The sequence below is a fragment of the Acinetobacter sp. 24-47-62 genome (assembly GCF_056779765.1).
This window is the reverse complement of record NZ_JBWYIN010000003.1, coordinates 124,311-150,561: the sequence shown is the minus strand read 5'-3', so window position 1 is coordinate 150,561 and position 26,251 is coordinate 124,311. Positions and strand designations below refer to the sequence as shown.

Below are 26,251 nucleotides of genomic sequence, written 5' to 3'. Positions count from 1 at the left end.
ACTATTCACCTCACTGCATATGTAAGTTGAAGATCGTTTCAACATACTCAGGAAATATCATGAAGAAAATTCTTGGTTTAGTTTTGGGCCTATCAGTGGGTATCGCTGGATGCTCAAAACAAGATGCTCCAGAAACCGCTGCAAACAAAACGAATAAAGATTCAGTTCAAACCATTACAATCGCTTCTACAGGTTCTGATGCAGATATCTGGAAGTTCATCGCAAAATTGCCAGAAACTGAAGCTGCAGGTTTAAAGTTAGATGTTAAAAACTTTACTGATTATGTTTCAATGAACACTGCGGTAGCCAATAAAGAGATTGATATCAATGCCTTCCAATCATATGCATATATGGTTGCATACAATGATGCCAATACTCAAAAAATTGCGCCATTATCTACGACTTATCTTGAGCCAATGGGGATTTACTCAAGCAAAGTTAAAAATTTAAATGATTTCAAAACAGGTTCGACCATTGCAATTCCAAACGATGGTGCTAATGAATCACGTGCCCTTTTATTATTGCAATCTGCTGGTTTAGTAAAGTTAAAACCTCAATTTGACAATGTCAAAGGCACAACTTCTGATGTAACTGAGAATCCTAAACAGATCACCATCAAACCGATTCAAATGGCAACTGCGGTACGTGTGAAAGATGAAGTGGATGCCATTGTATTAGGCAATACCTTAGCAATGGAAGGTGGTTTGAACGTATTAAAAGATGCGATCTACTACGAGCCAATCGATCAAAGTACAAAAATGAATGTGAATGTACTGGCTGTAGCTGAAGGCCGTCAGAATGATACTGTATTGCAAAAGGTAGGTCAGCTATATCATACAGATGCAGTTAAGCAATATGTGAAAGAAAACTTTGGTGGCACTAAGGTTAATGTTGATAAACCAACAACATATCTCACAGAAGCTCAATAATTCTAGACTTCTGTATTTTTAACAGGCAAATTTAATTTGCCTGTTTTTCATTTTTAATAGTTCTTGACGTTATGATTGAATTTAAAAATATTAGTAAACATTATCAGCTCAAAGGCCAAACTATTCACGCCTTAGACAATATTAATCTGACGATACCAGATGGAAGTATCTTCGGAATTATAGGCTATAGTGGTGCAGGTAAAAGTACACTGATCCGTTTGATCAATTTACTAGAAAGACCCAATCAAGGTCAAATGATCATCCACGGTCAAGATTTCACTGCTTTGAGCGCTTCAAAATTACGTCAAGAACGCGCCAATATTGGTATGATTTTCCAACATTTCAATTTATTGCAAACCAAAACCGTTGCAGCCAATATTGAAATGCCAATGAAACTCCTTGGCTGGAGTAAAGCTGAGCGTCTAAAACGCTTAGATGAGCTACTTGAGTTTATCGATTTAAAACATAAACGCGATGCTTTTCCAGATGAGCTTTCTGGTGGTCAAAAACAGCGTGTAGGTATCGCTCGGGCACTTGCCAATCATCCAAAAATTCTACTCTGTGACGAAGCAACATCAGCGCTTGATCCTCAAACGACAAAGTCTGTACTTGCCCTTTTGAAAAAAATCAATCAAGAGCAAGGAATCACCATTGTTATGGTTACGCATGAAATGGATGTTATTGAGTCGATTTGCGACTTTGTTGCAGTTATGGAAGAAGGCAAAGTGATTGAACACGGCAGTACTCTCGATATCTTTAGTCAACCTCAACACCCGACGACCAAAACATTTATTCAAACTGTTTTACAGCAGCAATTACCTATCAATATTTTAAATAACTTAGAAAATCAAAATCACCACAGTATTTATAGCTTGCAGTTCTTAGGTACTTCGGCCCAAGAAACTGTTGTGCAAGCTGCCATTAAACGATTTGATATTAGTCTCAATATTTTATTTGCCAACATGACCGAAATTAATGGCGCTGTGATTGGGCAAATGTTTGTGCAATTACTGGGTGATCCAGACATTATTCAAGAAACCATCAGCTTTTTCCAACAACATGGCGTTAAAGTTGAGCAATCAGGAGTACGTGCATGAGAGATATGATTGTTCAATGGCTAACAGAAATTACTGAACCTTTTTGGAAAAGCTCGCTTTCAATTGATCAATTTGTGACAGCCCTACAAGAAACCTTCCATATGGTTTTCTTTGCAATGCTATTCGGTACGATTTGGGGTTTAATTCAAGGAATAACCCTACTTGTTACACGACCAAACGGGATTTTAGCCAATCGTGTGATTTACTATGGATTAAACCCTATTGTGAATGCATTACGTTCCCTCCCGTTTATTATCCTCCTGATCGCGGTTATTCCACTGACAAAAATGATTGTGGGTACTTCTATTGGGACATGGGCAGCTATTGTTCCTTTAACCATTTATGTAGGACCTTATATTGGTCGTTTGGTTGAAACTTCACTCCTTGAAGTTAACGAAGGTATCGTGGAGTCAGCGCAAGCTATGGGCGCAACACCCCTACAAATTATTTTCAAGTTTATTCTGCCTGAGGCACGTAGCTCCCTCATTCTCAATTTAACTACAGCTGCAATCAGCTTAATTGGTGCAACAGCCATGGCTGGCGCGGTCGGTGCAGGCGGCATTGGTGATCTTGCGATCTCCTATGGTTATCAACGCTTTGATACCAGTGTCGTTATACTCACCGTCATTGTGCTTTTAGTACTGGTACAATTGGTGCAAATGACAGGCGAAAAGCTCGCCAAAATGCGATAGTAAATTAAAAAAAAGATCTCAACTGAGATCTTTTTTAATATCAATCCATCCAAAGTGAAGCGATTTTTTCCATTAATTGCGCACGTAACGGCGCAGTCGGATTGCATGGATTACGCTTTGCTTCATGCGTATAAAACGCTTGCCATTCGCGTATCATTTCCAAACTAACACCTTGAGCTTTAAACTGATGGATGTCTTGCTCAGATACACTTTCTAAGCGTGCTTGAGCACCTTCTGGACCTGTTGCCCAACCGATAACCCCTTGCCCAAAACTCGGAAGGCTCATTTGGTTAGGTGTTTGAGGAACCGCTTTACGTTCAATTGTCTCATTGACCTTACAGCTGCTTGGACGCTCGTGTAATTGAGACTTTTGCAGTTGACCAACTTGAGAGTTTTGCATACAACCAACAAGAACAATCGAACTCATCACTGCGCTGATGCAAAAACGCAATCTCACTTTTATCTTCATTTACTTTTTACTCGAAATTTATTGATCAGATCAAATAATCTTAAGCTAACAACATTGCACCTCATCAAATTCGAAATCAATATTTACAATACATCGCTGTTTAAAATTTGGGTGAATTTTACAATTTGATAAGCTTGATCTAGGATGAGATCAAATAAGTCACATGTTTTAGGATCGTTTAGGATGCGTTATCAAGTTCGCGTAATTGATGTTAACAATGCGCTACAAAACTATATATGGATTATTGAAGATACTGAAACCCAAGAAATTGCAGTGGTAGACCCTACAGAAGCCAATTTGGTGGTCAACTATTGTGACTCGAATGGTTTAACACTTAAGCAAATATGGCTTACCCACTGGCATAAAGACCATATTGGTGGTGTTCCAGAGTTAATCGCGGAAAAAAATATTGAAGTTTATGGTCCACGCGAAGAATTATCTAAAATTCCATTTATCAGTTGTCCACTCAATCATGATGATGAATTTTATTTTAATGACTTAAAACTTGACGTCATCGCTGTTCCTGGCCATACCTTAGGTCATATCGCAATATTTGCAGATGAAATCGACAGTTTATTCTGTGGAGATACCTTATTTGCAATGGGATGTGGACGCCTTTTTGAAGGAACGGCTGAACAAATGTATCAATCACTTAACCGACTGTCAGCGCTCCCTCCAAGAACTCAAGTCTACTGTACCCATGAATACACGCTCTCAAATGCACAATTCGCTTTACAAGTAGAACCTGAGAATAAGGCATTGCAAGAACGATTTGAGCAAGTTCAGAAACTTCGAGATCAAAATCAAATAACCTTACCTTCCACCATTGAAATTGAACTTGAGACCAATCCTTTCTTGCGCGTCAACAGTGCTGAAGAATTTAAACGTATTCGGGAAATGAAAGATAATTTCTAAATTTAGCATTATCTGTTCAAATTACAGGGGTTTATTACTGAGCGATATTCGCTCAGTTTTTAAACCCTTCAGACAATACATTCTCTTCTTTATCTTAAAGCTTTAACAACATGATCAAATTCTGTCTTTTAATTGCATGAAATATATACATTTCTATAGAATTAAAATATATTTACATTAATTTAGGTTCAAACCCTTTAAAAACAACATCATTAACCTTATTAATATTTCATTAGTCAAAGGAGTTGTCTCATGAAGAAAGTGGTCAAAGCAAAAAATTTAATTGCATTCAGAATTTGGTTAGAAAAATTAGGTTATTCCGTTCGAAATTTAAAGGATAACCAAGGCTTCACTTTCAGTTTTAAAAAAGAATATGGTTTAGTGACATGTGACTTATCTGGAAATACGTTGGCAATGCAATTAGGTGAAGAATTCGAGGATCACTTAAAAGCTTAATCTCACCTTAATTCAACGGAATGAATACTAAATAGATCATCTAAATATTAACATCGCCTCTTTGTAGGCGATTTTTTTTTATATTTATATATTTCAGTCTGTATTGATATAAAAATATAGGCAATAAAAAAGCAAGGTATCAAACCTTGCCTTAATATGGTGGGGACGGAGAGACTCGAACTCTCACACCTTGCGGCGCTGGAACCTAAATCCAGTGCGTCTACCAATTTCGCCACGTCCCCTTTGAATACTCAATTATATTACTGAGCTTCATAAAACTTGGCAGAGGATCAAGGATTCGAACCTTGACGAACGGTTTTGGAGACCGTCATGCTACCATTACACCAATCCTCTATTTCACTTACTTCGGTCACTCCACCTAGTAAATTACTTGGTGGGGACGGAGAGACTCGAACTCTCACACCTTGCGGCGCTGGAACCTAAATCCAGTGCGTCTACCAATTTCGCCACGTCCCCGATGGCTGTGTATATTATAGAGATCATTATCTCATGACAAGCCCTTTTTTTGAAAAACCTTATTGTTTGACTAAATATAAAACAATTATCCATTTTACTGGTTTTTCTTTAAACAAATTCGCTTAATAACTGTTTTAATTGATAAATATTGTTCAATCTTTGTGATTTATTTTTCATCAACATCTGCTGGAGTACTGGTGTTAAGTCAGAAAAAGGCCTTATAATTTCAACTTTTAATTGCTGACAATGCCATTTTGCCCAATCTATATAGCTTTTTTTACGGATTGAGTACTGATTTAACCATTCTAACCAAATAATACCGAGTGCATATATATCTGATGCTTGTGATTTTGACTCACCATGAAACAACTCAGGCGCCATATACCTTGGTGTTCCATGCGTAGAAACTTGAGGATGGCACTCAAAGTGAAACATCTGTTCAAAATCAATTAATTTGGGTTGACCATTGAATATTCTAAAATGTTCTCTTTTGAGATCTGCATGGACCAATCCTTGCTCATGAATCGATAGTAATGCATCTAGACTATGTAATAATAAATTGACCACATTTGAAAACTCATTGTGTGGGAAGGTCTGCATTTGAATATAGACAGAATTTTCTACTTCAAATAACGGCGCCGCATTTTCTATCAGAATCAATGATGAAGAATCATGTTTTGATATACGTGTATTGAATCTACTGTTTTCGTCATACACGATCTCAAACGGCACTAAGATCTTTGAAGAGCGAGTACTGAGTGATTGGTAGTGTTTTATCTCATTGTCGAACCACTGCTCATGCTGTGAACTGATACCCTGCTGTTGTCGCTTAACCCAATAAGTTTGGTCATCTATTTCGATACAATAAATTAGACGACCATACTGCTGACTTTGTTGAGAATTAACTGGTTGCCTGAGCAGAGGCTGAATGGTTTGCCACTGTAGATTGTTTTTCAAGAGATTCATTTTGCTGTTTCAGTTGCGTCAGCATATCCAAACAATGTTCAATGGTTTTTCCTATACGCGCATGTGTTTCAATACTGGACAGTTTTGACCAAGTTGCCCGTTCCCCTTCTCTTTGAAGGACTTTAAACAAATGAGGTCGCGGATTTTGTAACATATAATGATAATGTCGCAGACTATAATTACCTACAATATTTAAATCCCCATAATAACGCTGATCAACAATACCATAACCGTGATCCAATAGTCGTCTAATCGTCGGCACACTGCCCATTCGGTCACGAGTGAAATTCATGACATCCATCGCAATCGTTTTACCATGTTTACGCACTAAACGTTGCGGCCAGCTGAGCAGATCTGTTCTAAAACGTTCCGCATCACTTTGCATGAATGGCACAATATGTGGATTCACCTGACTGGCAATGGTGTAATTAATATTGTAAAGACGAGCCATTTTCTCTTGTGGAAAATCACTTCTCACACTGCCATCCACCCAACGAATACTTGCCAAGTATGGTGTATGCACTCCATCATAACGCTTACTGGTCAGTCGAACTGGAGGAAATAAGATGGGAACGGCACATGATGCCAAAACTGCACTCCACACCAGTAAATCTGGTGCAGTATATTTGTTCATGATACGAGCATCTTCCTGAGCGACATCATAAGGTGCGACACTGATATTGATATCAAGCCCAGACTTTTCATACGCTTCTTGAAACGTTAAGTCCCCTAAATTTTCCACTAAAAATTTCTTAAGATATCGCACATCTGCAATACCACCATTTCCTCTAAGCAACTCTTTGAAACTTCTAAAATGGAATGCTTCACTATAAAAGCTCTCTCCTGTCAGCAGCTGATCAATATCTTTTTGATCAGAAACGCCTAACATCGCCGTCATCAACGCACCAGCACTCGAACCTGATAAAACTTTCGGCATCAAATCTTGTTCCATCAGCGCCTTACACACGCCTGTATGAAACAATCCTAATGAGGCCCCACCAGAAAACATCATTGCTGGTTGACCATAGGTCAGTTGACAATTTTTAAAAAAATCAAATTTTTCTTGATGCGTCAAACCCGAACATTCATCTGAAGCGATATAAATTAAACTCTGTGAAACCTCTTCAATATAGTCCTCAATAAGTTTTTTAGTGCCAATATATGTTTGTGTGAACAGCATAGGATGACCAATATTAGCGACATCATGACTCAGGCCTTCTCGCAAAATATAGATAAGATCAATTACACGATGATTCAGCTTGTAACGGCGTAAGAGATTTAAACGATGCGATATAATTTCAGCATCAAAATAGGGTGAAGTATTATCAAACTTCCATTCCTGAGCGCCCGTCTCCTCATCCAGCTTTAAGGCAATGTCTTTCCACTCTTCATAGCTCTCCGCACGTTCAAGCTCATGTTGCATTTTTTTAATTCGATACGCTTGATGCGGATTAATTTGACTACGAGTGCCTAAAATCATTGAGCTAGTCCTTTGATTTTTATTAGTTCAATTAGTTTTGTTCAGTTTTTAAACTATGCAAAAAAAGCACAAAATAATCAACTTAATAAAATTTATTTCTTGTATCGACCAGTCATCATAGATTTATCCCTTAGATCAGTTCACATCGCTGTCGTCATCATGTAGATTAAACTTGATTTTATTGAATTGTATTTCACGAATACCTATGGCGACTCTAGAACTACCAGATCAACTGTTAACAAAAATTTCTCAACTTATTGACCAACTTAATCGCACATTATCTGAACCGAGTCAGGAAATTGATTTCTCAGCACTAGGATACAAATGGCAAAATAAACGGCTGATCCCCATTCAAAAACCTAAAATAATTCATCTTGATGATTTAAAAGGTATCGAAAAACAAAAAGAAAAAATACTGCAAAACACTGAACAATTTTTACAAGGCTTACCTGCAAACGATATTTTATTGACAGGATCTCGTGGAACCGGAAAATCATCTATTGTGAGATCTTTACTGTCTAAATATGCTGACCGTGGTTTACGCATCATTGAAATTGAGCGTGATGATCTGTCAGACCTACCAGAAATACAAAAAATTATTGAAGGTCGTTCTGAAAAATTTATCGTCTATTGCGATGACTTAGCCTTTAATGCTGAAGACGAAAATTATCGTAGCTTAAAAAGTGTGTTAGATGGTTCACTAGAGTCAGGTTCTGGCAACTTTATTATTTATGCGACCAGTAACCGCCGCCACCTACTCCCAGAATTTATGCATGAAAACACCCCGATTACTAAAGTGGACGTGCCTCAATATACTGAATTACATCCGCAAGAAGCGATCGAAGAAAAAATCTCATTGTCTGATCGTTTTGGTCTTTGGCTTTCATTCTACCCAATGGATCAAAATCTTTATTTAGAGATTGTAGAGCACTACTTAAAAAAATCTGATATTGAAATGACACCTGAAGTACGTGCTGAAGCGCTACGTTGGTGCCAAGCCAGAGGTCAACGCTCAGGTCGTTCTGCATTCCAATTTTCAAAACATTGGATCGGCTCTACTCAATTAAAGCGTGATTAAGCATTTACATCAGCTTCTGCAATAAGAAACTAAGATGGAATGACGTCTTAGTTTCTCGACTTTCACTCTTTAATCTAAGTAATTAGCTTTTATTACGATAAAAGTTAATAAATTATTCATGAATAATTATAAAGATAAAATTAACAATTTAACTCATTGCTCTCTATCGATATCAAAAAATTTTAAATAAAAAAATCTCAAATATTACTTTAAGCTATTAATTTAAATAAAATTTATTAACTAAATAAGAATTAAAAAAAATAATTTAAATTTAAAACAATATAACATAACAACCATTTTTTGTTTTTCGAAAAAATTAATGTAACCCAAACTTAACAATTCAAAAATAGTATGAGGGACGCAAATAATTATAGAAAAAGGGTGCATCCATGCTTCAAATTAAAAAATATAGTAACCAACATACACAATTCCCAGAAGTTCAAAATATATTAAAAACGCTTCATCAAGCGATCTTCATGACACCAGAGGGTTGTGATTTGAATGACATTGCGCAAGCCTATGCCCCCGATGATGCTGCAAGCAAACGGGTTTTGATCTATTTTGATGAAGAAAAACCTGTTGGTTTTTTATGTATGCAACGTTATGAAATTAAAAAGAATGACAAGACAATGAATGTTTTTCGCGGTCAAGCCGGTCTTCTTAGCACTTATCGGAAATCAAATCTGTTAAAATTCCAATATATTTATTTCATTATTTCTCAAATGCTCCGCCATCCAGCACCATCATATTTTTTTGCTGTGTGTTTACATCCCTCAAGTTATCGTGCAATTACACGATATGCTTTCAAAAAAAATACATGGCCTACTCGCCTAAACCTCGATAACAATACAGAAATGCAAGACCTTTGCACCCTATTCTCTCAGCAATTCAATTATCAACTTTCAAAATCTGGCCATGTTTTTATTTATAACGATGGTCTTGGAGGAACACGCGGTTGTAAGCACGAACACGATAATATGAATGAGGATGCTGCATTTTTTTTGAATCACAATGCCGGATATATCAATGGTGATGGCATGTTAGTGATTGCGAAAATCACTGTCTTTGAGGTGTTTTACCGTTTAACTTGTCATACTTTGGGTAAAATGAATCGCAATAAATATATTCAATGGACAAAACAGCGACAACAATAGTCCCGCTTTAAACGCATCTAGCACATATTGCTCACCACAATGTTGCTTAATCATCGGTAAGAATGCATCACAGGACAGTACACCTGTGGTGCTAATTGCTGCTTGTGGTTGATGTCTTCCAAAAAGCTGTAGAAAAATGATGGAAATCAATCCTCGGATCATATCCACAATTAAGGCTTGAACTGCCAATAAGGGATTTAGTTTTTGTGAAATCATCGCAGCAGACAGACTTGCCCAACCGAATCCAGAAAGCAATACAGCACTTTCCTTCCAAATTATCAGCATAAAGCAGGCAAATATTGTATTTGCCAATACCATTATGATTGGGAGTTTAAAATCATGCCATTGCAATGTTTTGATGTTAGAGGCTGATATAAAAACTCCGATCAAAAATAGAATAATGTAGATAAGCACGTTTTGAATACTTAAAGCTATTTGCTCATCTATTAAATCCATTCGATAAGTGAAGATCCCTCCCACAAACACCAAACTAAGCAAAAGATACACTGTCAATATTTTAATGATGTCCTTAATTTGGATTGTGCCTCGTTTACTGTTTTCCTGCTGTTTCTTCTTATAAAATAGAGAACTAAACCAGTAAGTAAATACGCATACCCCGATTCCAAGAAAAACTAACTTGTTCAAAACAGCTTTAGGATTTTCTAATGCGAGTAGGTTTGGTGCTGCGTAAACAGTGCAAAAAAATATAAATAAAATCAGGGCTAAAAAAAATACTTGTTCAATGTACTTTTTGGGATGAAATTTGCGACCATATAGATAGCCAAAAATGATGATGATAAGATCCAATCAGACTTCCAAAATTATTTTTATACGTATCGCTTAGATTAATCCATAGATATAAAATTAATATGACAAAATGTTTCTTATAGAGCATCGTCATGTCTCATCACTTTTGGCGGCTAGATTTTAAGTTTAAAACTTAATTTCGCCCCGCTATCGTCCATAGTCTAATTCGTTGTTTTGATTTCTCGTACAGTTTAATTTCAATCTTTCGGCGTGTTTAGCGCATCTCTTTAAAACAAATAATCACATTTTTAAAATATCACTCACAATTCTATAATCGTTTTTCATTTCAGATCACCTAATATATTTTTTAAAAGTACAAAAGAGAACGTGATGGCTTACAATCATAACGACCTTGATACCATCCCACATAGAAGCACTCGTGTTTATTCTCAAAGTTTTGACTACTCTTTGGACTTTAAAAAAATTAATTTCAGAGAGAGACCGGAACTCTATCGAATTGGTCGTGGTGAACAGGGTGTATTACTCGTCGAACCTTACAAATCTGAAATTCTGCCCTTTTGGAAATTTGCAGATGAAGATAAAGCTAGAGAGAGTTCTAATAAGATTTATCAACTCTTTCTTGAATATTTAGCAGTCGATGATTTTGTCGGTGCAGATATGTCTCGTAAATTTTTACAAATGGGTTATACCCGAGCGAGACGTTATGCAAACCATAAAGGTGGAAAAAAATATAAAGGTCCTGTACCTAATGACAAAAAAGGTTTAAGTGGTGCTCACGGGCGTGAAGAGCTACCACGCCAACAAGAAGACCCTATTAAGGCTGCAGCAGCACGAATTTTTAAATTGAAATGGGATGAAGCTAAACAGCATTCCCACTATATTGCATTAAAAGAACAATTTAAAAACTCAATTGCGAGTCAATAAATACATTCTCACATCATTTATAATACAAATAAAATTATTTGTTTAGTTTTTATTTACAATAAAAAAATAGACAGTACAATAAAGTTTGCCAAAAAATGATCACCATTTTTTGCATTTAAAGATAAATAAATCACAAATAATGAGCATGCGCCATGATAACTAAATTTTTAAAATTGGGTTTAATCCTCTCGATGACCACTTTAATAACGACAACTTTTGCCCAACAACATACCGTTTCATTGGGTTATGCTCAGTCTGAAATTGAAAATGCGTTTGATATTCGTGGTGTTCACGCTCAATATCGCTATGAACTCGAGACTCCTTTAAGCGTTATGGCAACAATGTCGTATCAAACTGGTGATGAAACTTGGATTGAACCAGGTGAACGCCAAGATACAGATGTAAAGCATTTTTCTTTGCTAGCAGGCCCTGCATATCGTCTCAATGAAAATTTCAGTGTTTATGGTGTTGTCGGGATCGCGCATTCAAAAGTTGAAAGTTCATATCGCGCCTTGAACATATACGAAAACATGGATCTAAGTGAAACAGCATTTGCATATGGTGTTGGTATTAATATTAACCCTGCTCCGCAATATGCGATCAATATCGGTTATGAAGGCACTAAAGTTGATGGGGCTAAATTTGATGGGTTCAACATCAGCGCAGGTTATCGTTTCTAATTCAGTTTGAATACATAGAGAATTAAAAAAGAGGCTTTTTGCCTCTTTTTTGTCAAAATCATTGGATAATGTTTATACATTATTTGGATAGCTATAAATAGACGAATCCTATATAGCTAGAGTAAGTCTTATTATTCTACTTAGGATGTTTCATGCAAAAAAGAAAACTTGGACAAACTGATTTATTCATCTCACCCATCGTATTCGGAGGAAATGTATTCGGTTGGACGGTTGATGAAAAACAAAGTTTCAAAATTTTAGATGCACTGTATGAGCGTGGATTTAACACCATTGATACAGCAGACTTCTATTCCATTTGGGCACCAGGCAATCATGGTGGCGAGTCAGAAACAATCATTGGTAATTGGTTAAAACAAAATCCAAGTAAACGTGAAGACATCGTGCTATTTACTAAAGTCGGTTTAGATATGGGGATTCCCGGCCATCAAGGTTTATCTGAACGATGGATTATGCAAGCAGTTGAAGACTCACTTAGTCGTTTAAAAACAGATTATCTTGATCTTTATTTTGCACACTGGCCTGATGAAAACACACCTCATGAGGAAACATTATCAGTATTTTCAAAGCTCAAAGATCAAGGAAAAATTCGCGCCTATGGCACTTCTAATTTTTCAGCTGATCAATTAGACGCTTCTATTCAAGCTGCACAAAAGATTGGTGTGCAACATTATCAGGTTCTTCAACCTGAATATAATCTTTACGATCGCGATGTATTCGAACAAACACTGCAACCCATTTGTGAACGCCATCAAATTGGTGTAGTAAGTTTTTATAGTCTGGCTAGTGGATTTCTATCTGGGAAATATTCGTCATTAGACAATATTCAAGGGCGTCAACGTGCAGATACGCTTGTAAAATATTTTGATGAGCGAGGCTTAAACCTTTTAGATAAGCTCAGAGAAGTGGCATCGCGCCACAATGCGGCACCTGCTGAGGTAGCTTTGGCTTGGTTACTTGCGCAAAAGCATATTTCAGCACCAATCGCCAGTGCAACAAACCTTGAACAAATTACCCAATTTTCAAATGCAGTGAATCTTCAACTCTCACCAGAAGACATGCAAATTCTTTCAATAGTGTAAATATAAAAAAAGAGGCTATAAGCCTCTTTTTTCTCGTGACCAAACATCTATGCTTCAGTAGGTTTTTTGAGTTCCGTCATCGGCCAACGTGGCGTCGTTGTCACGGCTAAGCCATCATGCTGTCCTGCTTTTAAGCGTTGATATCCAGCAAAAGCAATCATGGCGCCATTATCCGTACATAAAGCTGGTTCAGCATAATATACTTGAGCTTTTATTTTAGCTAAATCTGCTTCAAGACGTTCACGAAGACGCTTATTGGCACTCACACCACCAGCAATGACCAAACGCTTAAGACCAGTTTGCTTTAATGCTTTAACTGATTTTTTGACCAATGTATCAACAATAGCCTCTTGAAAACTCGCAGCAATATCAGCGTCTCGGTTTTCATCACCTAATTTTTTCATTTGTACAGAAACCGCTGTTTTTAAGCCACTAAATGAAAATTCCAAACCTTGATGCAACATAGGACGTGGAAATTCAAAAGCAGTGGCATCACCATGTTCAGCAAGTTTAGAGATATTTGGACCACCTGGATAAGGCAGCCCCATCATTTTAGCAACTTTATCGAATGCTTCACCCGCTGCATCATCGATTGACTCACCTAAGATTTCATAATGTCCAATATCATATGCCGCCATTAATTGTGTATGCCCACCCGAGACTAACAAGGCGACAAACGGAAATTCCGGTGGAGTGGCTGATAAGAGAGGCGCCAACATATGCCCTTCCATATGATGCACACCAATGGCTGGTTTATTTAACGCAAATGCAAGCGTACGACCAAACAATGCTCCGGTCATGAGTGCACCCATTAGGCCTGGACCACGTGTATAAGCCACTGCATCAATCTCAGATTTTTTGATTTGACTTTCTTCAAGCAATTGATTGATTAAAGGAATTAATTTACGAACATGATCGCGTGACGCCAATTCGGGTACCACTCCACCATATTCAGCATGCAATTTAATCTGACTATATAACACCTGTCCTCTTAAGCCGACTTCGCTGTCATAGAGTGCGAGACCAGTTTCATCACACGACGTTTCTAAGCCTAAAACGATCATTAAATTGCCTTTAACCCATTTCAAAATATTGCTAAAGCTATTATAGACTTGTGATATGAGATGTAAATGAGTAAAATACTGACCTTCACTTGTGACTCAGCGCAATTCGGTGCTTAGTCTTATCCATAAACTAGAGGATTCTTCATGCCACAAGTTAAATTGAAAGAAGGCGAACCAGTAGACGTAGCTATCCGTCGTTTCAAACGTTCATGCGAAAAAGCGGGTGTTTTAGCTGACGTTCGTAAACGTGAATTCTACGAGAAACCAACTCAAGAACGTAAGCGCAAAAAAGCTGCTGCTGTTAAACGCTACCAAAAGAAATTGGCGCGTGAATCAGTACGTACTACTCGCCTTTACTAAGATTAATTTGTGATTGACTGCTCGGATATATAAATGACTACTTTAAAAAACCAAATTACTGACGTTTTGAAAGCAACAATGCGTGCTAAAGAAATGGATAAGTTAACGGTGATTCGTAGTCTCCAAGCAGCAATTAAGCAAATCGAAGTCGATGAACGCGTAGAACTAGATGATAGTCGAGTTCTCGCGGTCATTGAAAAACAAATCAAGCAACGTAAAGAATCGATTAAAGCTTTTGAAAGCGCTAATCGACAAGACTTAGCTAGTAAGGAACAAGCCGAGGTTGAGGTTTTATCTCAATTTCTACCAGCAGCTATGACTGAGGAAGAACTTGATTCAATTATTGCGCAAACGATTGCTGCGCAACAAGCTACTAGCATGAAAGATATGGGTAAGGTGATGAATTCTCTACGTCCGATCATAGCCGGACGTGCCGATCCTGCACAAGTTTCGAGTAAAATTAAAGCTCAACTTTCTTAAGTTTTCGTATTATGTTTGATTTGGTCTATTTAATAATGGCATTAAATAGTCCAGTCTAAATCACATATCCCCGATTTTATTACAACAATACTTTTTAGTTTTTCACTTTCTGATTATTTAAGCTCACATTGAATATTATATCTTTGTAAAATCTGCATTTCTTTAGATCGCTTCACTTTCTCAACAACATCCTGTTTACTCATTCTAGAGTAGGAAAGTGGTAAATCCTTTCGATATTTATCCACCACTCGATAAAAGCCATCGACATAAGTTCCAACAATGACACAATATCTTTGAGTCTGATCAACGCTAAAATGTGTTGTATTTGGTGCTAGCATTTTTAGAAAATGCCTCATATCGGCATTATATTTTTGTGATACAACTTCAATTTCTTGTGTAAATTTAACAGGAAGTGTTTCCGCATGAGTGAACACACCTACCCCAAACAACATCATAAAAAATAGTGGCAATTTCATTATTAGATTCAATCACATAATTTAAAATATTTATTCATTCATCATTCTAAAACAATCTAACCATTAAGAATGAATAGTTTCAATAAAGTTAGGTTTGTATTCCTGGAAAAACTCTTCATAAGGTGGCGGTATTTTCCCTTCAACCGCAGAACCGAGCCTTAAACGTATAATGCCTGGTAAATCAAGCCGATGTGAATATAAAGGACTTCCACATTCACCACAAAATACTCTTGCCTTTAACTCGGTATGAAAATAAGACTTAAGCACATCTTCACCAGAAATTAACTCGAAGTTTTCAAGCGGGATCGGGCTATTCCATGCAGCAAAACCGCCTTGAGCCAACTGACAGTGCTTGCAATAGCACAAGATACTTTTCTCAAGATCACCATGATAAATATATTGCACCTTCCCACATAAGCATTGACCTTTTATCATTTAAACCTCTTATAATTTTTGTTGACGCTCATCCTGCATCATCCGCAGTCTTTGATTGATGACTGCACTCATAGAGTTATTTTCCTTGGCTAAACGCTGAGCATGAATGAGTGAGCGAATCGCATTCTCTTCCGCTCCCTTCCAATATTCAACTTCAGCCCGATATCGCAATACATTTACAGTACGTAAAGGATTTTTAATATCTAAATTTGCCGCTTGTTGTCGAATGAACCATGCTTGCGTATCACGATTATTGATTTGGATAAATTTATTCGCCAACCTTTCAGCAGCAACAAAATTTCCCTGTCTAATATAAATTTCAGCTAATTTATAACTTAAAGCACGATTTTCAGGTGTTATTCGTTGGCGCACCAATATCGTTTCCTGCGCAGAATCAAATTGATTGGTCGCCAAGTAGATATCTGCTTGAATAAGCGCGATAAGCTGATGGTTTGGCTGGACTTTCTTAGCAAGCTTAATTTCTTTTTGTGCTAGATCAAAATCACCACGCTTTAAATAAAAAGCAGACAGTGCAATTCTTCCAGCCAATGCATTTGCTCTCACCACTCCCTTTAACTGTTCCTCGTTGGTTTGATTGGTCACAACTGCGGTATACCACTTGATCTGATCAAACTCAGAGAGTGTGTTGCTATACGGAACTTTAGGAAGTTGATCTGCTCGTAATCGAGCCTCGCTCATACGCTGAGTAGTCAAAGGATGTGTTAACCAAAAATCAGGAAGATAACTAATTTTTGGAGTCGCACGATTCATGGTTTCAAAAAACTCAGACATACTGTACGGGTTATATCCGGCACGATACATCAATTGCATTCCAATACGGTCTGCTTCACGCTCTTGATTACGGCTATAACTTAACTGTCGATCCACCAATGCGGCTTGAGTTCCCATCATCAGTGCAGCACCTGCATTACCATCAGCTTGTGATGCAATTGCAGCACCCACTATGATACCAGCGAGTGCAAGCAATCCCTGCCCTTTAAAAGCCTCTTGAGAACGGCTGTAGTGTCTTTGCGAGACGTGTGCCACCTCATGAGCAACCACACCCGCAACTTCATCCATATTCTTTGCCGACGTAATTAATCCACTATTCAATGCAAATAAACCGCCAGGTACAGCAAAGGCATTAATTTGTGGATCGTTTACAATCACCAAGGCAATTGGTTGACCTAACTGTGTTTGCGCAATAATTTTTCGGAATACAGCCATAAATTGATCTTCCAACCAAACATTGTTTAACACTGGAAGTTGTTGCTGCACTTGACGATAGACTTTTTCACCGATCATTTTTTCTTTTTGTTGATCGATAAATCCAACACCACTATTAATATCAGGCACTTCAAATTGAATTTTATTGGCATTGTAGAGTTCATCAGCCGCGGCTGAAAAACTCGAACTCGCTATCAATAAAGCCAAAATGATCTTCTTCAAACCTGTATTCCTAAACGTGTACTCCATCGACTATAACACTGAATAATGTGAAGATTAATGATGAACTGTTACGTTTATTATCACGCTCAAAAGACTTTATTTATTCACAATATATTGAGGCTCATCCCCATCTAAGGCTTTTACCAGATTATCATAAGCAAGATTTGCCATTTTCATTCTGGTTTCTGCTGTCGCCGAACCTACATGCGGCAATGTCACGACATTTTCCAATTGAAACAACCGTGATTCTTGAAGCGGCTCTTTCTGATAAACATCTAAACCAGCAGCAAAAATTTTGTGCTTTTCTAGCGCCTCAATCAAGGCCGACTCATCAACAACTGATCCTCTGGCAATATTCACAAACACAGCATGTTTTTGCATTTTCTCAAATTGAGCTTGACCGATCAGCGCTTTCGATTGCTCATTTAAATCGACTGCCATGACGATAAAATCAGACGTTGAAAGTAAGGTATCAAGATCACAATATTTCGCCTTTAAAGGCTCAGCTCGCTCTATACATGGTTTTCGATTATGGTATTGAATATTCATATTAAATCCATAAAAACCACGTCGAGCTATCGCAGCACCGATATGACCTAAGCCAATGATACCTAGCGTTTTCCCATAAACATCTTGACCAAATTGTGCAACACCAGCGGTACGCGTCCAATGTCCATGCTTTGTCCAAGAATCTAAATGTGTCACTTTACGAGCCGCACTCATCAATAAGGTAAAAGCCAAATCAGCAGTCGTCTCTGTCAACACATGAGGCGTATTGGTCAACCAAATACCCTGTTGTTTTAAATATTCAACGTCGTAATTATCATAGCCCACACTGACAGACGAAATGATTTTAAGTTTTTTTGCGGTCTTTAAGTTGTCTTGATTTAAACGACGCCCAGCGCCTATCATCCCATCTGCATCTGCAACTTCTCTTAAAAGTTGTTCATTAATGTCACCCTGTTTCGGATTTATCTGAACAACCAGATATTTCGATTCTAATTGACTTAATATTTTTGGATCTATCTGACTAAATACCACAACCTTTTTTTTCATAAAACTCCCTCTTTAGATCCAGTATCGATTTAATTTTTAATTAAGTTCCACAAGCGACGCTTTAACAATGGCTGCTCAATCATGTCTTGTAAACTTGCTATCTGCATATGCTGTGTCGTCGAAATATGCGGCAAATGCCCTAAGCTCAATATCTTTTTATCAACAGATAATGCATCGATAAAACCCTGTATAAATACTTCAGCACCTCTTCCATCTTGGAATTGTGCGAAATTAAATGGCCATTTTAAATCGTAAAACTGTGAACTCACACTACGCTGGATATTCACCCATAAGTTTTCTTGTTCTGTGGTGAGCGCTGTAGCATCTAGCAGAATAATATGTGTTTTAGTGATCATCGCTTGAATTTCAAAAGCATCGATTACAAGCGGTTGACGCTCAACAGCCTCATCTTGAGACTGTTTGTCATTTTCCACAGACTCTCGAGGAAGCTGCACACCGTCTGGATTACTTTTTAACTGAAGCGAAGAATCATCTTTATTTAGCTGTTCAACTTGTGAAGCTGGTTTTGTGATGAACTGTTCTGATTGAGCTTGCGCAAATTCAGGAAAAGATACATCTATTGGATGATTTTCTTCAACCTGATCGCGATATAAGGAAGGTTTGTAATGACGTGTTTGTGCCGTATTTTGTGGAATCCATATATCGATTCCCATCACAGCTAAGAGGCTTCTTTGATGCTCTAACATATTCACATTCATTACAGATGGACTGGCATGAGGGCTGGGTATTCTACCCACTTTTTTAATCTTTTACTGAACTTTTAATCCGCAAACAATCATAACTTAATTTCATTTCTGACGCATTAACATCCTTGCAGCTTTTAAATTCAGAATGCATTGATAGCTAAACAATAATGACGCTGTTTTTCTTATGCATTTGATCCACAATTTCATCACTTTCAAATCCAAGTCGCCAATATAATAATTCAAGTACATCCAACTCATCTTGTGTAATAATTCGATCATTCCATAAACATAATTCAGCAACACCCAAAATACTCAACCGATCTCTCAACAACAATCCAGCAATATCATTAAGAATTTCACCTAAGTCGATAGGTTCATCTGAAATTTCTTCATAAAACTCAATTTCATCACGAGTTAAAATTCGTTCTAAGATTTGGGTTCTAACTTCAAGCTGATTAGCAGTATTTAACTGCTGAACATGTAATAACGCATCTATTAGCCTAACAATTTGCGGCTTAGCATCCTCAATTGAGGTTGGACGATGTATTGGCAATAAATCCAGTTGAGACTTCACCTTTTCAATCAGTAAAGCATCCAAAAGCCCAATTTCACCATCTTCTTGAATAATTTTAGCCAATTTAGTAATGAACTGACGTGCACTTGTAGCAGGCATATTTCCCAATTGCCTACATGCCTCATGAAAAATTTGAATATGCACTCGTCCATCTATATTTAACAGTGAGTCGACAATTGCACGACTCACAGGTGCATCAGAAGGAATAAATTCACGGTATTGCCGAATCATTAAAATCGCAACCATCACTTCACGCGCACCAGTCGAAGTTTGCAAAGCCCTTTGAATGAGTTCTGGACGTTTCATCTGCTGTCTAACTTCACTATTTAAGGGTTTGATGGCATCCTTAATTGCAAAGCTGATCGGTGATAATCTTAATAATGGAAGTGGCTGTGGTGACATCCATGGATTATATTCTTCAGCAATAGATTCCTCTAAAGAACGCATTAAACTAAATAGTGGTTGATTGCGTAATTTTTGTAAATTTTCTAATTGAATATCCTCAAGTAAATTCGGATTTAATTCATATATACGATCTTGAATACAAGGTTGGATATTCAACCAACTTTGAGGACTAAGTGAGTTAGCAAAGCACATATGAGAAATAGCTTCAGAATATTCACTATGAATCTGTGATCCTGCGTGATGAACATAGATTCTCAATAAGGTTTGAATATTAGCATTACTACTCAATAATCGTCTTGTCATTGCATCGTTATACAATGTTCGACTACCCAAAGTAATATATTTCATCAGACGCGTAATAAAGACGCCTAAACTACCAATTAACCATATGACTCCACCGATCGCCACAAAAGTTGTTTCCAAACTATCTCTCAATTGACCCCGATTACGTCGAAATCCCTGCTTCGCGATTTTACTGCCCCATTGGCTAAAGGTAATTAACCCACTGTATAAAATTTTAAGACGAGTATTTTCTCGAGTTTCACCCGATAAAATTTTATGGAATTCATGACCCAACAATCCATAAAGCTCTAACTCATCAAGATTTTGTAGCGCCCCCCAAGTCAGAATAATCACAGTATCTTTGGGATGAAAACCCGCAGTCAGTGCATTAACCCCTATTTCATCGGGTAAGACATAGAGTGTAGGTGTATCAATTGAGAATCGATGTGCTAATTTTTCAGCAAGCCTAAGCGCTGTACTTTCTTCTGGAGTACTTTCAATAAAAGTGAGTTGTCGTGCTTTCAATTGTTTTGCGAGCGTATGACCACCAGAGCGGAAGACATAAAACTCATAAACGACAGAACCACCAATAATGCTAATCAATAGCACCATCATATATGGACTGAGAAAATGCCACCAAATGGACTCAGAAGGATCAATATAATGAACCAACAATCCGAGCGTCGTGTTTAAAATGATAATTGCGAGCACAATAACAATTAAACATACGCTTAATGACCACAGCATATTTTTGTTTTTAATTAAGTAACCACTCACATCTTTCAATGTAAAATTTCCTCATTACATTGTCTTGTGATCATAAATTAAAAAAGCGGGAAATACCCGCTTTTTCAAATAGAAAACTATAAATTAATTTTCTTTAATACCACTCAGATCAACTGAGGCTGCATCAATATTTAGATCGATATAACCATCTTTGGTTTTCTTGGCAGAGTCATTACGCTTGCGCTCTAAACCATCGAGATACGACTCATCAATGTTACCCGCAACGTAAATACCGTCAAATACTGAGCAGTCAAAGTCAGTTAACTCAGGTACTTTTTTCGTACGAACAGCTTGCTTTAAATCTTCCAAATCTTGGAAAATCAAACGATCAGCACCAATCATTTCACGAATTTCTTCAACATCACGATTTGAAGCAATTAATTCGTTTTTAACTGGCATATCAATACCGTAGACATTCGGGTATTTCACCATTGGTGCAGCAGATGCAAAGAAAACTTTTTTAGCACCAGCATCACGTGCCATTTGAATAATCTCATTACACGTTGTACCACGCACAATCGAGTCATCTACAAGCAAAACGTTCTTATCTTTAAACTCCAATTCAACTGGATTTAGCTTTTGACGTACAGACTTTTTACGCAGCTGCTGACCCGGCATAATGAAGGTACGACCGATATAACGGTTTTTCATGAAACCTTCACGGAACTTCACACCGAGTGCATTGGCAAGTTCTAAAGCAGATGTACGCGAAGTATCTGGAATAGGTATAACAACATCAATGTCATGCTCCTCACTCCATTCACGCAGGATTTTCTGCGCCAACTTCTCACCCATTTTCAAACGTGCTTTGTATACCGAAATTCCGTCAATGATAGCATCTGGACGAGCAAAATAAACATACTCAAAAATACATGGGCTATGGTGTGGGTTAGCCGCACATTGCTTCGTGAATAGATTACCAGCATCATCAATAAAGATTGCTTCACCTGGCATCACATCACGTTCAACTTTAAAACCAAGCGCTGTTAAAGCAACTGATTCGGAAGCAAGGATATATTCAACACCATCCTCGGTATCACGCGATCCCAAAATTAAAGGTCGAATGCCATTTGGATCACGAAAACCAACTAAACCATGACCAGTGATCATTGCAACAACAGCATAACCACCTTTACAACGCTCATGCACACGAGTGACTACATGGAAAATATCATCCGCAGTCGGTGTAAGTTTGCCGCGTTTTTGTAATTCATGTGCAAAAACGTTTAATAACACTTCTGAATCTGAATCAGTATTCATGTGACGTAAATCTGTTTTAAACAGATCATCATGAATCTCGTCAGCATTGGTTAAATTACCATTGTGCGCTAAAGTAATACCATAAGGAGAGTTTACGTAAAATGGTTGTGCTTCAGCGCTACTCGATGAGCCAGCTGTTGGATATCGGACATGACCAATTCCGTAATTACCTAACAATGCACGCATATGACGTGTATGAAATACATCACGCACCATGCCATTGTCTTTTCTCAAAAAGAGACGACCATTATGGCATGTCACAATCCCTGCAGCATCTTGTCCACGATGTTGTAACATCGTTAATGCATCAAACAACATTTGGTTAACAGGTGATTTACCAGCTATACCAACAACTCCACACATAGCAACCTCGCAGACAAGCTAGGATTAATAAAAAGGATTATTCGTTGAATGAGATGACGAATCATCTTGTTCAGAAGATGATTGACGAGAAGAATCTGATGATTGATTCGACTCTTCTAATTTCATATGACTTAAAGCTTTTGACGCTGTCTCTTTGGTGTACTCAGTCGCTAAAGGCGCGTAAGGCAATAAAGTTTGAATAAACTTAGATTGTTTCCAATGTGGAGAGCTCTCTACAAATGAACCAATCCCTTGCATAGTAATGAGGACGATTAAGAGACCTTTCAAGGTGCCAAATGCACCACCTGCCAATCGATTTAATGGACCAAGCTTTAAGCTTTTCAGCAACCGATTTAATATTGCAGTGACGATCCAAGTCAAAACAACAATAATCAGAACAATAAAAGCAAATGCCGCTATTTTTTGAACCACAGGATCTTGACTGAGTGCGGACATTGAAGGCGCAATTTGACCCGCAAATTTTGCACCCATAATGAGTGCAAAAATCCATCCTACCAAGTTCGCAAAGGCTTTAACGAATCCTTGACGCAAACCGTTAAGCCCTCCAATGAGCAGAATAATCAGTATAAAGATATCGATGGTATTCATAGATTAGGTCATAGCTTGTACGCAATCTTTAATCAGTTTTGGCCCTGTATAAATTAGACCACTATAAATTTGAACCAATTGCGCACCCGATTGCTGTTTAGTCGCGGCTTGATCACCACTAAGAATACCACCAACACCAATCAATGGGATTTGACCTTGAAGTAATTTTGAAAATGCAGATAGACATTGTGTACTTTTTTCAAATACAGGCGCACCAGATAAACCACCTGCTTCATCACCATGCGCTAAATTTTCTACACCCTCACGTGACAAAGTCGTATTGGTCACAATCAGACCATCAATTTTAAATTGAATTAATTGAGATGCAATAAATTCAATATCTGACTCAGTTAAATCTGGGGCAACCTTTAATACCAGTGGAACATAATGTTGATATTGTTCAGCAAGTTCAAGTTGACGATTTTTTAAAGTTTCAAGAAGTTCTGTTAATGCATGTCCACTTTGTAAACTACGTAAGTTCTTGGTATTCGGAGATGAAATATTAACAGTAATATAAGATGCGTAATTATAAACTTTTTCTAAACAAATGAGATAATCAGTTACAGCATCTTCAACTGCTGTATCGGCGTTCTTACCGATATTGATGCCTAATACACCTTTATAATTTGCTGCCTTAACATTCTCAATCAGCTGATCTACACCATCATTATTAAAACCCATACGATTAATAATCGCTTGAGCCTCTGGAAGGCGGAATAAACGCGGTTGAGGATTTCCAGATTGAGGTCGAGGGGTAATGGTTCCAATTTCGATAAAACCAAAACCTAAACTCGCAAGTGCATCAATATATGCACCATTTTTATCTAAACCTGCAGCCAAACCAACTGGGTTTGGAAATTGAATACCCATACAAGTCACTGGCTTTGGGTCTATTTTTTGACGCATTATGCCAAACTTATATGTCGATTTAAGCATTGATAATGTCAAATCATGTGCACGCTCAGGCGCCAATGAAAATAGAAATGGACGAGCAAGCGAATATAACATATCTCAAAAACTGCGGTTTTTTAAGTTGCCACATTATAGGCTGAGTATGCCCAAAACGCTATGCCTGTCATAGGTTTATTTTCACCACTTACTGTACTGATGCTGTTAATTTAATCGCAGCTCCAGACTTAATAAGTTCCAATTTTTCAACACTTAAACCCATTTGAACCAATTGGGTAAGAAAATTTGCGAGGATCGCGTAGTTTTCATGCTCAGCACTGATCATCAATTTATTATCGCTTGGTTGTGTGACCACAGATAATCCTGCTTGTTGTGCCACACGCAGAATTTTATCCGAAGGTGTTAGGCTTAAATCTGTTGAAGATTTCATTGTCACCACATTGGATTGCATCCACACCAATGTGTCTTTCAGTTCATTCAATCTTTTTTGCTGATTATCTGCTGCTTCATGCATTTTCCACAAAGCAGAACCAATCAATGCGACGACAACGATAATCGTTGCAGCGATGACAAGTACACGCTCACGTACACTCAATGACGATAAATAGTCATCAATCTTTTCAAATAATTGATCAAATTGATTTTGAAATTTTTCTAAAGTTTTCATTATTGTACTTTCACCAAACCAACGACCATTTTATCCTGAGTTTGCACATTCCCAAGTTCAGCTTTGAAGCCTTGCTGATTCATTTGCTGAATTAGATTTTGTAATTTTTCGGATGAGTCCGCCACCAAATCCATACTTAAACCAGATGCTTCATAAGAAACACGATTTGCGATAATTTGATGTTGCATTAAAATCGGACCTACACGGCTGATTAACTGTAAGACCTCAGTATTTGCAGGTTTACTCATCCGCAAATTACTTTCAAATTGGCTTCGCAAATTTTGCTCATTGAGACGACTATTGGGTCCAAACCAAGATTGATATTGCTCTACCGCAACCAAAGCCGTTTGATCAGATACTTTTTTTAACTTTACCCAACGCACTAAATCATAACTGAATTGCACTACAAGCAAGCCCACAAGCAGTGCTGCACATGCTTTCCAATAGCCTGAGATTCCACCCTCTGTGTTTTTTGCTTTAGGCAAAACATTGAATGGATGATTCTTTAATTTTTTTTCAGCTTTAAATACATAATTAAAGCTTTCCCGCTCATTTTGTTCCGTTGCATGAATCAAACTCATCATCTGATCATCATTTAACCGATCATGCAAAATATGTATAGGCTTTGGCAATAGATCCAAAAACAATGCTAAATCATCAATCGCAAAACCTTGATTTGATCCTGTTCTCGCCAATAAATGCCCATAAATATTGGCTAAAATAGTTTGCCCCTGTTCTGGCACTGGTAAGACCAAAAAATCGGGTAATAGCGCAACCACTTTCACCGGAATCAAGTTCAGAGCATGTTGCATTGTCTGGACTTGGTATTGACTGATCCCCATTACTGACAATTGATCTGGTGCCTCAAATTGAGTAAGCACTTTCATCTGATCAATGGAGTGAATGGTATATTCTTCAAGTAAATATTTAGCGCCTTCGCTTCCAATTTGCTTGAATTGAGCTTTGGGCATATTCTGTTGAATAATTTGCACATCATGGCTTGAAAAGAATACAACAGCTTCTTGTCCATGATACGGTTGAGTATCTTGAATTAACTCTTCTAGCGTTGTTGATGAATTCCAATTTTCACCATTTGACCAGAGCCAAACCCCATTCGACACTGGCATCCATAAATACAACATTAATTTTATTCTGCCGTTTTATTCATTAAACACTTATGGTTA

At 37.6% G+C, this 26,251-nt stretch carries 28 protein-coding genes and 3 tRNA genes; 12 read left to right on the top strand and 19 right to left on the bottom strand.

Features of this window, described 5'->3' with window-relative positions; all coding sequences use genetic code 11:
* The first annotated feature begins 59 nt into the window (after positions 1-59).
* The 3 genes from AC1M87_RS03610 (at position 60) to AC1M87_RS03600 (ending at position 2,718) form a co-directional block, all read left to right on the top strand.
* On the top strand, positions 60-929 hold the full coding sequence (locus tag AC1M87_RS03610) for a MetQ/NlpA family ABC transporter substrate-binding protein (protein ID WP_481592970.1): 870 nt from the start codon (positions 60-62) through the stop codon (positions 927-929).
* A gap of 71 nt (positions 930-1,000) precedes the next feature.
* On the top strand, positions 1,001-2,026 hold the full coding sequence (locus AC1M87_RS03605; RefSeq protein ID WP_481592969.1) for a methionine ABC transporter ATP-binding protein: 1,026 nt from the start codon (positions 1,001-1,003) through the stop codon (positions 2,024-2,026).
* On the top strand, positions 2,023-2,718 hold the full coding sequence (locus AC1M87_RS03600) for a methionine ABC transporter permease (RefSeq protein ID WP_035267644.1): 696 nt from the start codon (positions 2,023-2,025) through the stop codon (positions 2,716-2,718). Before AC1M87_RS03605 ends, AC1M87_RS03600 begins: the two co-directional genes overlap by 4 nt.
* 40 nt (positions 2,719-2,758) lie before the next feature.
* Here the strand turns inward: AC1M87_RS03600 and AC1M87_RS03595 are convergent, their stop codons facing one another.
* Positions 2,759-3,175 (bottom strand): DUF4951 domain-containing protein, encoded by a 417-nt coding sequence (locus AC1M87_RS03595; protein ID WP_481592968.1) that lies wholly within the window; start codon positions 3,173-3,175, stop codon positions 2,759-2,761.
* A gap of 195 nt (positions 3,176-3,370) precedes the next feature.
* Here AC1M87_RS03595 and gloB point away from each other — a divergent pair, with 195 nt between their 5' ends.
* Complete coding sequence (gloB, locus tag AC1M87_RS03590) at positions 3,371-4,102, top strand: hydroxyacylglutathione hydrolase (protein ID WP_481591199.1); 732 nt, start codon at positions 3,371-3,373, stop codon at positions 4,100-4,102.
* Between the two features lie 252 nt (positions 4,103-4,354).
* Positions 4,355-4,558 carry a hypothetical protein gene (locus tag AC1M87_RS03585; protein WP_035267651.1) on the top strand — a complete coding sequence of 68 codons (204 nt, stop codon included), beginning with the start codon at positions 4,355-4,357 and terminating at the stop codon, positions 4,556-4,558.
* Between the two features lie 157 nt (positions 4,559-4,715).
* Here the strand turns inward: AC1M87_RS03585 and AC1M87_RS03580 are convergent.
* The 5 genes from AC1M87_RS03580 to AC1M87_RS03560 form a co-directional block, all read right to left on the bottom strand.
* Positions 4,716-4,800 (bottom strand) — tRNA-Leu (locus tag AC1M87_RS03580).
* A gap of 38 nt (positions 4,801-4,838) precedes the next feature.
* A tRNA-Trp gene (locus tag AC1M87_RS03575) sits at positions 4,839-4,912 on the bottom strand.
* 38 nt (positions 4,913-4,950) lie between these two features.
* Positions 4,951-5,035, bottom strand: a tRNA-Leu gene (locus AC1M87_RS03570).
* Positions 5,036-5,143: 108 nt separating this feature from the next.
* Positions 5,144-5,992: a protein kinase domain-containing protein gene (locus tag AC1M87_RS03565; RefSeq protein ID WP_481592967.1), complete on the bottom strand. Its 849-nt coding sequence runs from the start codon at positions 5,990-5,992 to the stop codon at positions 5,144-5,146.
* A complete protein-coding gene (locus AC1M87_RS03560; RefSeq protein ID WP_481586970.1) occupies positions 5,937-7,481 on the bottom strand; it encodes a DUF3336 domain-containing protein in 1,545 nt (514 codons plus the stop codon). Before AC1M87_RS03560 ends, AC1M87_RS03565 begins: the two co-directional genes overlap by 56 nt.
* 205 nt (positions 7,482-7,686) lie before the next feature.
* On the opposite strand from AC1M87_RS03560, the gene AC1M87_RS03555 reads away from it, so the two are divergent.
* Both AC1M87_RS03555 and AC1M87_RS03550 read left to right on the top strand, forming a co-directional pair.
* On the top strand, positions 7,687-8,559 hold the full coding sequence (locus tag AC1M87_RS03555; RefSeq protein WP_481592966.1) for an ATP-binding protein: 873 nt from the start codon (positions 7,687-7,689) through the stop codon (positions 8,557-8,559).
* Positions 8,560-8,948: 389 nt separating this feature from the next.
* Positions 8,949-9,713, top strand: a complete 765-nt coding sequence (locus AC1M87_RS03550) for a hypothetical protein (RefSeq protein ID WP_481588408.1) — start codon at positions 8,949-8,951, stop codon at positions 9,711-9,713.
* Here AC1M87_RS03550 and AC1M87_RS03545 read toward each other — a convergent pair.
* Positions 9,642-10,520, bottom strand: a complete 879-nt coding sequence (locus tag AC1M87_RS03545; protein WP_481592965.1) for a LysO family transporter — start codon at positions 10,518-10,520, stop codon at positions 9,642-9,644. The two genes, AC1M87_RS03550 and AC1M87_RS03545, sit on opposite strands and share 72 nt — an antisense overlap.
* Before the next feature lie 330 nt (positions 10,521-10,850).
* Here AC1M87_RS03545 and AC1M87_RS03540 point away from each other — a divergent pair, with 330 nt between their 5' ends.
* The 3 genes from AC1M87_RS03540 to AC1M87_RS03530 all read left to right on the top strand — a co-directional run bounded on the left by AC1M87_RS03540 (position 10,851) and on the right by AC1M87_RS03530 (position 13,185).
* Positions 10,851-11,405, top strand: coding sequence for a DUF4385 domain-containing protein (locus tag AC1M87_RS03540; protein ID WP_481592964.1), 555 nt, complete (start codon positions 10,851-10,853; stop codon positions 11,403-11,405).
* Positions 11,406-11,596: 191 nt separating this feature from the next.
* Complete coding sequence (locus AC1M87_RS03535; protein WP_481592963.1) at positions 11,597-12,085, top strand: Ail/Lom family outer membrane beta-barrel protein; 489 nt, start codon at positions 11,597-11,599, stop codon at positions 12,083-12,085.
* A gap of 152 nt (positions 12,086-12,237) precedes the next feature.
* Positions 12,238-13,185, top strand: coding sequence for an aldo/keto reductase (locus AC1M87_RS03530; protein WP_481588411.1), 948 nt, complete (start codon positions 12,238-12,240; stop codon positions 13,183-13,185).
* A gap of 47 nt (positions 13,186-13,232) precedes the next feature.
* On the opposite strand, the gene tsaD is transcribed toward AC1M87_RS03530, so the two are convergent.
* Positions 13,233-14,249 (bottom strand): tRNA (adenosine(37)-N6)-threonylcarbamoyltransferase complex transferase subunit TsaD, encoded by a 1,017-nt coding sequence (gene tsaD, locus AC1M87_RS03525; RefSeq protein ID WP_035268741.1) that lies wholly within the window; start codon positions 14,247-14,249, stop codon positions 13,233-13,235.
* Positions 14,250-14,393: 144 nt separating this feature from the next.
* Here tsaD and rpsU point away from each other — a divergent pair, with 144 nt between their 5' ends.
* Together rpsU and AC1M87_RS03515 are read left to right on the top strand one after the other, a co-directional pair.
* The gene (gene rpsU, locus AC1M87_RS03520; RefSeq protein WP_001136722.1) at positions 14,394-14,609 is read left to right on the top strand and encodes a 30S ribosomal protein S21; all 216 of its coding nucleotides are present in this window, start codon (positions 14,394-14,396) and stop codon (positions 14,607-14,609) included.
* A gap of 33 nt (positions 14,610-14,642) precedes the next feature.
* Positions 14,643-15,089, top strand: coding sequence for a GatB/YqeY domain-containing protein (locus tag AC1M87_RS03515; RefSeq protein WP_035268744.1), 447 nt, complete (start codon positions 14,643-14,645; stop codon positions 15,087-15,089).
* 113 nt (positions 15,090-15,202) lie between these two features.
* Here the strand turns inward: AC1M87_RS03515 and AC1M87_RS03510 are convergent, their stop codons facing one another.
* The 11 genes from AC1M87_RS03510 to gspL all read right to left on the bottom strand — a co-directional run bounded on the left by AC1M87_RS03510 (position 15,203) and on the right by gspL (position 26,209).
* The gene (locus AC1M87_RS03510; RefSeq protein WP_481592962.1) at positions 15,203-15,565 is read right to left on the bottom strand and encodes a hypothetical protein; all 363 of its coding nucleotides are present in this window, start codon (positions 15,563-15,565) and stop codon (positions 15,203-15,205) included.
* A gap of 63 nt (positions 15,566-15,628) precedes the next feature.
* The gene (locus tag AC1M87_RS03505) at positions 15,629-16,000 is read right to left on the bottom strand and encodes a GFA family protein (protein WP_481592961.1); all 372 of its coding nucleotides are present in this window, start codon (positions 15,998-16,000) and stop codon (positions 15,629-15,631) included.
* Between the two features lie 9 nt (positions 16,001-16,009).
* A complete protein-coding gene (locus AC1M87_RS03500; protein WP_481592960.1) occupies positions 16,010-17,449 on the bottom strand; it encodes a M48 family metalloprotease in 1,440 nt (479 codons plus the stop codon).
* A 96-nt stretch (positions 17,450-17,545) separates the two neighbouring features.
* Positions 17,546-18,505, bottom strand: coding sequence for a 2-hydroxyacid dehydrogenase (locus AC1M87_RS03495; protein ID WP_481592959.1), 960 nt, complete (start codon positions 18,503-18,505; stop codon positions 17,546-17,548).
* A 29-nt stretch (positions 18,506-18,534) separates the two neighbouring features.
* Complete coding sequence (locus AC1M87_RS03490; RefSeq protein ID WP_481592958.1) at positions 18,535-19,263, bottom strand: hypothetical protein; 729 nt, start codon at positions 19,261-19,263, stop codon at positions 18,535-18,537.
* A gap of 106 nt (positions 19,264-19,369) precedes the next feature.
* Positions 19,370-21,259 (bottom strand): M48 family metalloprotease, encoded by a 1,890-nt coding sequence (locus AC1M87_RS03485; protein ID WP_481592957.1) that lies wholly within the window; start codon positions 21,257-21,259, stop codon positions 19,370-19,372.
* Positions 21,260-21,343: 84 nt separating this feature from the next.
* Positions 21,344-22,882 carry an amidophosphoribosyltransferase gene (gene purF, locus AC1M87_RS03480; protein ID WP_481592956.1) on the bottom strand — a complete coding sequence of 513 codons (1,539 nt, stop codon included), beginning with the start codon at positions 22,880-22,882 and terminating at the stop codon, positions 21,344-21,346.
* 24 nt (positions 22,883-22,906) lie between these two features.
* Positions 22,907-23,491 carry a CvpA family protein gene (locus tag AC1M87_RS03475; protein ID WP_481592955.1) on the bottom strand — a complete coding sequence of 195 codons (585 nt, stop codon included), beginning with the start codon at positions 23,489-23,491 and terminating at the stop codon, positions 22,907-22,909.
* A 3-nt stretch (positions 23,492-23,494) separates the two neighbouring features.
* Positions 23,495-24,499 carry a quinone-dependent dihydroorotate dehydrogenase gene (locus AC1M87_RS03470; RefSeq protein WP_092766145.1) on the bottom strand — a complete coding sequence of 335 codons (1,005 nt, stop codon included), beginning with the start codon at positions 24,497-24,499 and terminating at the stop codon, positions 23,495-23,497.
* Between the two features lie 88 nt (positions 24,500-24,587).
* A complete protein-coding gene (gspM, locus tag AC1M87_RS03465; RefSeq protein ID WP_481592954.1) occupies positions 24,588-25,067 on the bottom strand; it encodes a type II secretion system protein GspM in 480 nt (159 codons plus the stop codon).
* Complete coding sequence (gene gspL, locus AC1M87_RS03460; RefSeq protein WP_481592953.1) at positions 25,067-26,209, bottom strand: type II secretion system protein GspL; 1,143 nt, start codon at positions 26,207-26,209, stop codon at positions 25,067-25,069. The genes gspM and gspL overlap by 1 nt, the downstream gene beginning before the upstream one ends.
* Positions 26,210-26,251 lie beyond the last annotated feature (42 nt).

Bases quoted from the DNA above. Each gene is read 5' to 3' on its own strand.
- gspM (WP_481592954.1), bottom strand. From the start codon at position 25,067: ATGAAAACTTTAGAAAAATTTCAAAATCAATTTGATCAATTATTTGAA.
- purF (WP_481592956.1), bottom strand. From the start codon at position 22,882: ATGTGTGGAGTTGTTGGTATAGCTGGTAAATCACCTGTTAACCAAATG.
- AC1M87_RS03530 (WP_481588411.1), top strand. From the start codon at position 12,238: ATGCAAAAAAGAAAACTTGGACAAACTGATTTATTCATCTCACCCATC.
- rpsU (WP_001136722.1), top strand. From the start codon at position 14,394: ATGCCACAAGTTAAATTGAAAGAAGGCGAACCAGTAGACGTAGCTATC.
- AC1M87_RS03585 (WP_035267651.1), top strand. From the start codon at position 4,355: ATGAAGAAAGTGGTCAAAGCAAAAAATTTAATTGCATTCAGAATTTGG.
- AC1M87_RS03600 (WP_035267644.1), top strand. From the start codon at position 2,023: ATGAGAGATATGATTGTTCAATGGCTAACAGAAATTACTGAACCTTTT.
- tsaD (WP_035268741.1), bottom strand. From the start codon at position 14,249: ATGATCGTTTTAGGCTTAGAAACGTCGTGTGATGAAACTGGTCTCGCA.
- gspL (WP_481592953.1), bottom strand. From the start codon at position 26,209: ATGTTGTATTTATGGATGCCAGTGTCGAATGGGGTTTGGCTCTGGTCA.
- AC1M87_RS03560 (WP_481586970.1), bottom strand. From the start codon at position 7,481: ATGATTTTAGGCACTCGTAGTCAAATTAATCCGCATCAAGCGTATCGA.
- AC1M87_RS03505 (WP_481592961.1), bottom strand. From the start codon at position 16,000: ATGATAAAAGGTCAATGCTTATGTGGGAAGGTGCAATATATTTATCAT.
- AC1M87_RS03515 (WP_035268744.1), top strand. From the start codon at position 14,643: ATGACTACTTTAAAAAACCAAATTACTGACGTTTTGAAAGCAACAATG.
- AC1M87_RS03555 (WP_481592966.1), top strand. From the start codon at position 7,687: ATGGCGACTCTAGAACTACCAGATCAACTGTTAACAAAAATTTCTCAA.
- AC1M87_RS03610 (WP_481592970.1), top strand. From the start codon at position 60: ATGAAGAAAATTCTTGGTTTAGTTTTGGGCCTATCAGTGGGTATCGCT.
- gloB (WP_481591199.1), top strand. From the start codon at position 3,371: ATGCGTTATCAAGTTCGCGTAATTGATGTTAACAATGCGCTACAAAAC.
- AC1M87_RS03470 (WP_092766145.1), bottom strand. From the start codon at position 24,499: ATGTTATATTCGCTTGCTCGTCCATTTCTATTTTCATTGGCGCCTGAG.
- AC1M87_RS03540 (WP_481592964.1), top strand. From the start codon at position 10,851: ATGGCTTACAATCATAACGACCTTGATACCATCCCACATAGAAGCACT.
- AC1M87_RS03550 (WP_481588408.1), top strand. From the start codon at position 8,949: ATGCTTCAAATTAAAAAATATAGTAACCAACATACACAATTCCCAGAA.
- AC1M87_RS03535 (WP_481592963.1), top strand. From the start codon at position 11,597: ATGACCACTTTAATAACGACAACTTTTGCCCAACAACATACCGTTTCA.
- AC1M87_RS03475 (WP_481592955.1), bottom strand. From the start codon at position 23,491: ATGAATACCATCGATATCTTTATACTGATTATTCTGCTCATTGGAGGG.
- AC1M87_RS03495 (WP_481592959.1), bottom strand. From the start codon at position 18,505: ATGAAAAAAAAGGTTGTGGTATTTAGTCAGATAGATCCAAAAATATTA.
- AC1M87_RS03605 (WP_481592969.1), top strand. From the start codon at position 1,001: ATGATTGAATTTAAAAATATTAGTAAACATTATCAGCTCAAAGGCCAA.
- AC1M87_RS03510 (WP_481592962.1), bottom strand. From the start codon at position 15,565: ATGAAATTGCCACTATTTTTTATGATGTTGTTTGGGGTAGGTGTGTTC.